The organism is Roseomonas sp. CAU 1739 (genome assembly GCF_039839775.1).
Classification (GTDB): Bacteria; Pseudomonadota; Alphaproteobacteria; order Acetobacterales; family Acetobacteraceae; genus Neoroseomonas.
This window is the reverse complement of sequence record NZ_JBDOQQ010000009.1, coordinates 240,829-247,636: the sequence shown is the minus strand read 5'-3', so window position 1 is coordinate 247,636 and position 6,808 is coordinate 240,829. Positions and strand designations below refer to the sequence as shown.

Genomic DNA, 6,808 nt, shown 5'->3' with positions numbered 1-6,808 from the left:
GCCGAAGCGGCCGCGCGCGATGCAGCGGCCCGCGAGGCGGCCGCCCGAGACCAGGCGGCGCGTGATCAGGCAGCCCGCGACCGCGTTGCCGCCGAGGCTGCAGCGCGTGACGCCGCTGCCCGGGAACAGGCCACGCGCGAACAGGCGGCGCGCGAGCAGGCGGCGCGCGCCCAGGCCGAGCGCGACCGGCTGGCGCGCGAACAGGCTGCCCAACAAGCGGCGCGTGACCTTGCGGAACGCGACCGCCTTGCCCGCGACCAGGTGGCACGGGAGCAGGCGGCAAGGGATCAGGCCGCGCGCGACCAGGCTGCGCGCGACCAGGCGGCTCGGGATCAGGCCACACGCGACCAGGCGGCGCGTGACCAGGCGGAGCGCGACCGCATCGCCCGCGAGCAGGCGCAGCGCCCGCAGCCGCCCGTCGCGCGGCTCGACCTGAGGGCGGCGGCGCAAGCGATCGCCGTGTCCACCCCCTGCTCGCTGATTGCCTGGTCGGTGACGGATCGCAGCCTGACTCTGGCCGGCGTGGTGCGGCGCGGCGACGAGGCGACGATCCGCCAGGCCCTGGCGCAGCGCGGCGTGCCGGAGGATGCGGCGCGACTGGAACTGACCCCCTTCGATGGGGATTTCTGCGAGGCGCTCGACCTGCTGCGCCCGTTGCTCGGCCCCGCCGGGGTGGCACCCACCGTATCGGTCATCGGCCGCCTTCCGCTGCAGAAGGAGGAACTGATGCGGCTCGACGTGCAGATGCCCGAATGGCCGGCGCATCTCTACGTCGCCTACTTCATGCATTCAGGGGAGGTGGCGAACCTGGTCCCGTCCACGCTGCAGCAGGCGAGCGCGCAGGTCCGCCTGGGTGAACCGCAGGGCAACTTTCCGGGCTGGGTCGTCGATGAACCCTACGGCACTGACCTTGCCGTCGTCATCGCGTCCGACCGGCCGCTGTTCGGGACGAGCCGGCCGGTGGTGGAAGCGCAGGCCGCCTATATCTCGGCACTGGCTGCGGCGCTGCGCACGGCGCGAGCGAATGGCACGCGCGTCGTCGTCCGGCCGGTGGTGGTGGAGACCGTGGCGCGGCGCTGACGACGCGCCATGCCTGCCACGCCCCATCAGGTGACCATGGAACACGAGCGTTCCAGGCGCATCGGCCGGGCCGGCGTGTGCCCGACCCATCATTCGCCTTCCACGCCCGCCTGCGGTGCCATGCACCAACTCCCCGCGGTCCAGGGACCCGTTGGTCCCTGGCGGGGTGGCTTGGAGGGGCAGCGCCCCTCCAATCCCGCGCGTCACCGCCGGCACGACATTGCGCCTCTACGGCCGCCCTGAGATCCGCCCCCAGCGCGCCAGCATCAACACCGCGACCATCCCGGTCCCGGCGCCGAGTCCGATCCAGACGCCGATCGGCCCCATCCCCGCCAGATGGGCCAGCGCCAGCCCGCAGGGCAGGCCGATCCCCCAATAGCCGAGTGCGGCAAGCAGCATCGGGATGCGCGTGTCCTTGCGCCCGCGCAGCGCACCGGTGGCGACCACCTGGATCCCGTCGCCGAGCTGGAACAGCCCCGCCACCACCAGAAGCGTCGCGGCCAGCACCATGGCGTCGCCCGCACCGGGCAGACCGGGGTCGAGGAACAGTGCCGCGATTGCCGGCGCCGCCATCAGCAGCAGCATCGCCATCGCCGCCATGAAGCAGGCCCCAAGCCCGATCGCGACCCAGCCCGCGCGCCGCGCGGCGCCCATATCCCCTGACCCGGCGGCCAGGCCCACGCGTGCCGTGGCCGCCTGTGCGATGCCCATCGGCACCATGAAGGTGGCCGAGGCGGTTTGGATCGCGATGGCATGCGCGGCGGCCGCGAAGGCCCCGAACCAGCCCATGGCGAAGGCGGCCGCGCTGAACACCCCGATCTCGAGCAGCATGGAACCGGCGATCGGCAGGCCGACCAGCAGAACCTCCCGCAGGGGTGCGAGGCGTGGCCGCCAGACGCGGCCGAGCAGGCGGAAGCGGCGGAACACGCGGTCGCGTTGGATCAGCACCACAAGCGCGACCAGCATCAGGCCATCGACGATGGCCACGGCGAGCCCGGCCCCACGCACGCCGAGCCCGGCGGGGAAGATCAGGGTCCAGGCGATCGGCAGGTTCAACGCCACCGCGCCGAAGGACACCCACATCGCCGCCGCCGGGCGTTCCATGGCCGCGAGGAAGCCGCGCAGTGCCACGAAGGCGCAGAAGGTCGGCATGCCGAACATCGCGCCGCGCACGTAGTCCTGCGCCAGCAGCGCGAGGGCGGGATCCTGGCCGAGCGCCCGGAGCACCGCCGCGGCCTCCCACATCAGCGGCCAGGTCGCCAGGATGGACAGCGCCGAGGCCCAGAGAGCGGCGCGTGTCCCCTGGCGCATGCGCCGCATCCAGCCTCGCCCGACCCCGCCGGGCAGGCGTGCCGCGCCGCGGCATTGCGCCTGCACCGGCGCCGCTGCCAGGGCCAAGCCAAATCCGGGGGCGAGCAACGCAAAGAACAGGCTCGACCCCAGCACGCCGGCGGCCAGCGCATCGGTGCCGAGCCGCCCGAGCAGCATCGATTCGGTTACCACCAGTGCCATCTGCGACAGGTTTGTCAGCACGATCGGGCCCGACAGCGCGAGCGTCGCCCAGATCTCCGCGGCCCATCGCGGCCGCGCCATTGTTGTGTTCCCGGCGTCCATTGCCCGCGGTGTACAGCGTGGCGACGAAAGGCGCGACCTCGCCGGATCGCGGACCGCGGCGCTGCGGCGCCTTGCGCGAAGGCCAGCGGGCAGCATGGCTGGCGCCTCCGCGGCATTGCCGCGTGGTCTGGAGCCATCAACAGCGCAGACGCACAACCCCGACGGCTCGACACCGTGCGGCCCACGTGGAGCGCAAGGCGCGACCGTGCGCAAACCATCAACCGCCACCAGAGCGCCAGCCCACGGCGCGAAGGCAAGCGGCCCGATTGGGCCGCGTCCGCCGACTGAGGGACCAAGCCACGACTCCGGGTGGCCCATTTCATGGGCCGCCCGGGGCGCGCTATCTATGCGGCAAGACCGCAACGAGGCCGCCATGCACCGACGTGCCCTGATCGCCACCCCGATGATCGCGCCCCTGCTGGCGTCCACCGCCTCCGCCCAGACGGCGGCCATCATCACCGAGGAGTACATGGTCCCGACCGGCGATGCCGGCATCGAGATCTTCCTGCGCAACAAGCGGCAGGAGACGATGACCGCTTATTCGCCCGCGCGCACGCTGCTGTTCGTCCATGGCGCGACGCCTCCGGCGCATACCACTTTCGACATCCCGCTCGGCGGGCTGTCCTGGATGGACTACATCGCGGGGCGCGGCTTCGATGTGTGGTGCCTCGACATCCGCGGCTATGGGCGGTCCACGCGGCCGCCCGAGATGGCCCAGCCACCCGAGGCCAACCCGCCGATCGTGCGCGGCGATGTCGCGATCGCCGATATCGGCACGGCGGCGGCCTTCATCCGGTCCCACCGGTCCCTGCCGCGCATCATGCATATGGGCTGGTCGTGGGGCAGCACGCTGATGGCGCGCTTCGCCGCCGACAACCCGACACTTGTGGAACGGCTGGTGCTGTTCGCACCGCCCTGGCTGCGCGACAGCCCGAACCCGGCCGCGGTCGGCGTGGGGGAGACACTCGGCGCGTATCGCAGCGTCACGCAGGCGCAGGTGCGGCAGCGCTGGATGAACGGCGTGCCCGAGGCGAAGCGCGCCGGGCTGATCCCGCCGGGCTGGTTCGAACACTGGGCCGGCGTGACCTGGGCGACCGACCCCGAGGGCCTGCGCCGCAACCCGCAGGTGCTGCGTGCGCCAAACGGCGTGCTGGTGGACGACCGGGAATACGCGCAGGCCGGCCGGCCCTATTGGGATCCCGCCAAGGTCACGGCGCCGACCCTGCTGGTCGTGGCCGAATGGGATCGCGACACGCCGCCGGCGATGGCCGCGGCGATCTTCCCCCTGCTGGTCAACAGCCCAGGCAAGCGCCTGGTGATGCTGGGTGAAGGCACCCACACCATGCTGATGGAACGCAATCGTGGGGTGCTGTTCCAGACGGTGCAGGGCTTCCTCGAGGAAGCGCCGGCCGCCTGAAGGTCTTCATGGTCCTGCAATGGGTCCGGGTGCATTGTGCGGCCGCCGCCGATCCGGCGGCTGATCACGGATGATCCGCATGACCGCTCGTCGCGCCCTTTTCGGCCTTGGTGCCGCCGCCGTCGCCACCGCCTTCGCCTTTGGCTTCGCCGGTGCGGCTCAGGCACAGACCACCGACCCGTCCTTCCGGCTGAACAACCGGTCGAACACCACGATCATGGAGGTCTATGTCTCGTCCTCCCAGAACAGCAACTGGGGCCAGGACCTGCTGGGGACCAACGTGCTGGCCGCAGGCCAGACCTTCATCGTCCGGCTGCCCAATGGCCAGTGCGTGAACGACATCCGCATTGTCGTCGAAGGCGGGCAGGCCACGGAACGGCGCAACATCAACACCTGCGAGCTGACCGACATCAACTTCCCGTAGGCTTCCTATCCGCCATGCCGGAGGTCGAATGCCGCGACCTCCGGCACCGGCATGCCATGTCCCCGGACACCGGGCGCAAACCCCCCCGTTCAGGACCAGCCTGGCCCGACGCGTGGCGAGCCGCCTTCAACGCCCCGGCATGATTCAATGCCGCATACCAATGACATCAGGCGGCGGGCGCACCGCATCCGCGATCCCTGTCTTCGCCCCACGCCCTGCCGCATCGGCGGCAGATAACGGTTTGGGCGCGGCCGCACCGCGTACTCACCAATCGCGGCGGGGCCGCGCTGCCAACACCGTGACGAGGCAGGGTGGTGCCACCACCAGCGACGGCCGGGGCGGCGGCGAGCCGAGGCGTTGCTGGTCACGCCAATTGACAGCCCCGTCGGCACCGACCCAGGCTTCCCTTCCAAGAAACCGGAGGGAAGCGCCATGGCGGACCAGGATCAGACCAAGCGGCCGTTCAAGCTGCGCAGCCAGCGCTGGTTCAACGACCCGACCGATCCTGGGATGACCTCGCTGTATATCGAGCGGCAGCTGAATTTCGGCATGACGCGCGACGAATTGCAGTCGGGGCGGCCGATCATCGGCATCGCGCAGACCGGGTCCGACATCGCGCCCTGCAACCGGCACCACATCGCGCTGGCCGATCGTGTGAAGGCCGGCATCCGCGACGCCGGCGGCGTGCCGCTGGAATTCCCCGTCCACCCCATCCAGGAAACGCTGAAGCGGCCGACCGCGGCACTCGATCGCAACCTGCAATACCTCAGCCTGGTCGAGGTGCTGCACGGCTACCCGATCGACGGCGTGGTGCTGACCACCGGCTGCGACAAGACGACGCCGGCGCAGCTGATGGGCGCGGCCACCGTCAATATCCCCGCCATCGCACTGTCCGGCGGGCCGATGCTGGATGGGTATTGGCAGGGGCGGCTCGCCGGGTCCGGCACCATCGTGTGGGAGGCGCGCAAGAAGCTCGCCGCCGGCGAGATCGACAACGACACCTTCATCGAGATGGTGGCGGCGAGTGCGACGAGCGTCGGGCATTGCTCGACCATGGGCACCGCATTGTCGATGAACTCGCTGGCGGAAGCCGTGGGCATGTCGATCACCGGCTGCGCGGCGATCCCCGGGCCATACCGGCAACGCGCGCAGATGGCCTATGAGACCGGCCGGCGGATCGTGCGGATGGTGGAGGAGAATCTCCGCCCCTCCGACATCATGACCAAGAAGGCGTTCGAGAATGCGGTCGCGGTTGCCTCGGCGATCGGCGCGTCATCGAACTGCCCGGTGCATATGGTAGCAATCGCGCGCCACATGGGCGTCGATCACACGGTCGAGGACTGGCAGCGCGTCGGCGCCGACATCCCGCTGCTGGTGGATTGCCAGCCGGCCGGGCGTTTCCTGGGCGAGGCCTTCTATCGCGCCGGCGGCATTCCTGCGGTGATGAAGCAGTTGCTCGATGCCGGGCTGATCCATGGCGACGTGATGACGGTGACCGGCAAGACCGTCACCGAGAACCTCGCCGCCATCCCCGCCGCCGATCCGGAGGTGATCCGCCCGCTGTCGAAGCCAATGAAGGAACGCGCGGGCTTCGTCGTGCTGTCCGGCAACCTGTTCGACAATGCGGTGATGAAGATCAGCGTGATCGACAAGGATTTCCGCGCGCGCTTCCTGTCCGACCCGCCCGATGTATTCGAGGGCAAGGTCGCCGTCTTCGAGGGCCCCGAGGATTACCACGCGCGCATTGAGGACCCGGCGCTGGGCATCGACGACAAGACCGTGCTGGTCATCCGCAACTGCGGCCCGGTCGGCTATCCCGGCGCGGCCGAGGTGGTGAACATGCAGCCGCCGGCATCGCTGCTGAAGCAGGGTGTCACGACGCTGCCGACCATAGGCGACGGGCGGCAGTCGGGCACCTCGGGGTCGCCCTCGATTCTGAATGTCTCGCCGGAAGCGGCCGTCGGCGGCGGGCTGGCGCTGCTCAAGGACGGCGACCCGATCCGCATCGACCTCAACACGCGCAAGGTGGATGTGCTGATCCCGGCGGAGGAACTCGCCGCGCGGCGCGCGGCGTGGAAGGCGCCGGAATTGCTGAACAAGACGCCGTGGGAGGAGATCTACCGGAACTCCGTCGGCAGCCTCGGGACGGGTGGCTGCCTGGAGCCGGCAACGCTGTACCTGAACATCCTCGAGACGCGCGGGGAGAGCCGGCACAATCATTGAGGGGGCGGGAGAGACCCCTTCGGCAGGTCGTTGCGGCGCCAGGTGGATGG

The 6,808-nt window shown here is 70.4% G+C and carries 6 protein-coding genes; 4 read left to right on the top strand and 2 right to left on the bottom strand.

The window, feature by feature from the left end; genetic code table 11:
• Positions 1 to 450 (bottom strand): hypothetical protein (locus tag AAFN86_RS16615; protein WP_347544476.1); only part of this gene is annotated, 450 nt, incomplete at its 3' end.
• Between the two features lie 9 nt (positions 451 to 459).
• Between AAFN86_RS16615 and AAFN86_RS16610 the strand changes: the two genes are divergently transcribed.
• Positions 460 to 1,080 carry a hypothetical protein gene (locus AAFN86_RS16610; protein ID WP_347544475.1) on the top strand — a complete coding sequence of 207 codons (621 nt, stop codon included), beginning with the start codon at positions 460 to 462 and terminating at the stop codon, positions 1,078 to 1,080.
• A gap of 228 nt (positions 1,081 to 1,308) precedes the next feature.
• Here the strand turns inward: AAFN86_RS16610 and AAFN86_RS16605 are convergent, their stop codons facing one another.
• Entirely contained in the window at positions 1,309 to 2,673 is a 1,365-nt protein-coding gene (locus AAFN86_RS16605) for an MATE family efflux transporter (RefSeq protein WP_347544474.1), read from the bottom strand.
• 394 nt (positions 2,674 to 3,067) lie between these two features.
• Between AAFN86_RS16605 and AAFN86_RS16600 the strand changes: the two genes are divergently transcribed.
• The 3 genes from AAFN86_RS16600 to AAFN86_RS16590 all read left to right on the top strand — a co-directional run bounded on the left by AAFN86_RS16600 (position 3,068) and on the right by AAFN86_RS16590 (position 6,758).
• Complete coding sequence (locus AAFN86_RS16600; protein WP_347544473.1) at positions 3,068 to 4,111, top strand: alpha/beta fold hydrolase; 1,044 nt, start codon at positions 3,068 to 3,070, stop codon at positions 4,109 to 4,111.
• A 79-nt stretch (positions 4,112 to 4,190) separates the two neighbouring features.
• Positions 4,191 to 4,535, top strand: a complete 345-nt coding sequence (locus AAFN86_RS16595) for a hypothetical protein (protein WP_347544472.1) — start codon at positions 4,191 to 4,193, stop codon at positions 4,533 to 4,535.
• A 432-nt stretch (positions 4,536 to 4,967) separates the two neighbouring features.
• The gene (locus tag AAFN86_RS16590) at positions 4,968 to 6,758 is read left to right on the top strand and encodes an IlvD/Edd family dehydratase (protein WP_347544471.1); all 1,791 of its coding nucleotides are present in this window, start codon (positions 4,968 to 4,970) and stop codon (positions 6,756 to 6,758) included.
• Positions 6,759 to 6,808 lie beyond the last annotated feature (50 nt).